Source organism: Patescibacteria group bacterium, from assembly GCA_018817085.1.
In the GTDB taxonomy this organism is placed as follows: domain Bacteria; phylum Patescibacteriota; class WWE3; order CG2-30-40-12; family CG2-30-40-12; genus CG2-30-40-12.
Genome location: JAHIUT010000024.1, coordinates 1 through 2,886, shown reverse-complemented (window position 1 = coordinate 2,886; position 2,886 = coordinate 1). Strand labels below are relative to the sequence as shown.

Sequence of the window (2,886 nt, the reverse complement as noted above, 5' to 3'; positions counted from 1 at the left end):
CCTCTTTTGGTGGTGGGATAACTTTAGGTGGTGTTGGTGGGATAACTTCAGGTGGTGGTGATGGACTAACTCCTGTTACTTCCTCCATTATCTCCAAAACAGGCGCTTCAAATTTGCTTATCAACAACCGCCAAACTAAAAAATACATATCAAATTTTTCCATTAGAGAATTACAGATAGTTGTAAAAAGAATGAAATTGCCACAAGGAGAGTTAAGCAAAATAGCAAAGACTTTGAATATTATTGAACTAGACCAAAACTTCAGCAAAATACAAGATACCTATAAAAACTGTGTTTCAGATAAAAACGATTCCCACATAATAGCAGGCGCCGTATCCTCCAAATGCAAATTCATAATCTCTTTTAATCTGAAACATTATAACCGAGAAAAAATCAAAAAGGATTTTAACATTAGCATTCTCACGCCGGGAGATTTTCTACAACATCTGAGAAAGTCGGGTTTGATTTGAGCTATAGCTGCGACCCTTGTGGTCGCCCACACTACACTTGGCAGGGACAAGCCCTGCGGCTACACAACAGACATTTTTCAAAAACGGACAGGTATTCAAAACTAACAATAGTCCTACCACAAAATGCAAATTTAACAAAGGAGTCTCCTTGTACAAGGAGACTCCTTAGTCCAGACTTTCCCCCTTTGTCACACAAGTACCACCCTGCCTACGGCAGGCAGGTTCCGAAGTGGTACTTGCAACTATCCCACCATAAACATCCCGTTCTTTAGGTAACAAAGTCCAGATAGTTTTCTCGGGTTATTAGGGTTGTCTCACTATTTGGATACGCATCCAAAAACGCTTTGGGATACCGGAACTTATCGCTTTTCCATTTTATTTCATACCCATCTGTCCCGCCTTGCTTTTCCTCAATCAAATCCAGCTCCTGCTGATCGTATGTTCTCCAAAAGTACATATTCGCGCTATCTCTCTTATATGCATTGCGCTTTAACCTTTCGGATATAACAAAATTTTCCCAGATATCGCCCTTGTCTTGTCGCAAACCCATTGGATTAAAGTTGTTTATTAGAGCGTTTCGCAACCCAACATCATAAAAAAATATTTTGTCCTTTTGAGATATTTCTTTTCGCAAGTTTCGGCTAAACGCCCCCAATCTAAAAACAATAAAACCTTTTTCTAGTATATCTATATAGCGCGCCACAGTGCTTTTATCAACCCCTACGAGCGAGGATATTTCGTTCAATGAAACTTCCTTGCCAATCTGGAGGGCAATAGCTTGCAATATTTTATAAAGCACATCGGGTCCTTTTATATTTTCATGCTTCAAGATGTCCGCCAGCATATAATCACTTTTCAACGCAGTTAAAAGCCGCTGCTTTTTTTCTACATCCTGTTCCATATAAATTTCTGGGTAACTGCCAAACATCAACCTTGTCTCTACAGTTCTTTTTGCCTCCAACAATCCAATTTGATCTACTATTTCCATTTCGGAAAGCGGAAAAAGGGTGTACTTAAACGACCTGCCCGTAAGGGGTTCGGCTATTTTGTCGGCCAGTTCAAAAGAAGAAGATCCCGTTGCCACAACTTGCAAATTCGGATAGGTATCAACCAAGAGCTTTAGAGTTAAACCAATATTTTTTACCCTCTGCGCCTCGTCCAAAACCACAATATCCGTATTACCTATAAGTTGTTTCAACTCGGAAGAGGTTTTGTCGGCAAAAGCCAGTCTGATGTCAGGCTCGTCACAGTTAAAATAAGAAAATTTTCCGGAAAACCCCTCCAGAATTTGTCTAACGAGCGTGGTCTTTCCAGCCTGTCGAGGGCCATATATTACTACAATCTTGCCCTTAAACAAATCTTCTTCTATTTGTTTAAGTATGAACCTGGTTATTGGAAAAATTTTCGGAATTACCATATTGAGAATATTATTCCTTAATTTGGGGAGTGTGTCAAGTGTTTTTAGCTAAATTTGGGAGAAAAATTTATTCTACTCGGAATTTTTATATGCCGCAAAATTGCTGGACTTTGAATACGGCTTGTTTGACAAAACCAATGAGGAATATCCCAACTGGATTAAAAAATAGCGTCTTCATCTCTTTTCTCCTTTCACCTAGCCCGCCAAGCCAAACTTGGCGAGGCTGGTTCCCATATTGTATTTAGGGACTTGCCCGCCTATCTTTTGGGCCGGCGATTTATCGGCATTGATATCGATTCAAAATTTTTGGATTTATCAATAAAGCGGTTTGAGGAATTAGATCGCAATTTGAAAAATAAACTTATCAAATAATTATGAAAATAGTAACACGGGCTACGGCAATAAAAAATTTAAAAAAGTATATCGGTCAAGATTTGCGTGCCTTGGCTTTGAAAGTTTGACCGGCAAGGATGGAAAATGGATACAAGCAAGAACAAAAGGTCCCGGGCATGGATCAATAAGTCGCGCTTTTTACGCTAGAACAAATTTAGTTAAAAAAATATTTGAAACCGCAAGCTAAAGACTAAACCCTTGTCATTTCTCCCCATTCTCCTTTTCCGCCAGCTGGCGGGTTTACCCGCCTGCTTACACCTTCGTGTTTGCGGCGGGTTTCCTCCGCGCCCATGGCGGATTTGATTTGAGCTGTAGCCGCGACCCTTGTGGTCGCCCACACTACACTTGGCAGGGACAAGCCCTGCGGCTACTGGATTCCAGATCGTAGGCTGAAATGACAATTCTCCTCGCAATAACGGACAAGTATTCAAAAACTAATAACACTCTACCACAATTTGCAAATTCAACAAAGGAGTCTCCTTGTACAAGGAGACTCCTTAGTCTAGACAAATTTCGCAAATGTCCCCCTTTGTCACACAAGTACCACTTCCATCATTTGAAAACCTGCTCAGCCCATATTATGTAACTGAGCAGGCATCCTCACTT

At 40.5% G+C, this 2,886-nt stretch carries 2 protein-coding genes; one reads left to right on the top strand and one right to left on the bottom strand.

Annotated elements, in window-relative coordinates; genetic code table 11:
• A partial coding sequence (locus KJ678_01510; GenBank protein ID MBU1016822.1) for a hypothetical protein occupies positions 1-470 on the top strand: 470 nt, incomplete at its 5' end.
• Positions 471-738: 268 nt separating this feature from the next.
• Here KJ678_01510 and KJ678_01505 read toward each other — a convergent pair.
• On the bottom strand, positions 739-1,887 hold the full coding sequence (locus KJ678_01505) for an ATP-binding protein (GenBank protein ID MBU1016821.1): 1,149 nt from the start codon (positions 1,885-1,887) through the stop codon (positions 739-741).
• Positions 1,888-2,886: the final 999 nt, after the last annotated feature.

Coding starts and splice junctions, on each gene's coding strand:
- KJ678_01505 (MBU1016821.1), bottom strand. CDS start 1,887: ATGGTAATTCCGAAAATTTTTCCAATAACCAGGTTCATACTTAAACAA.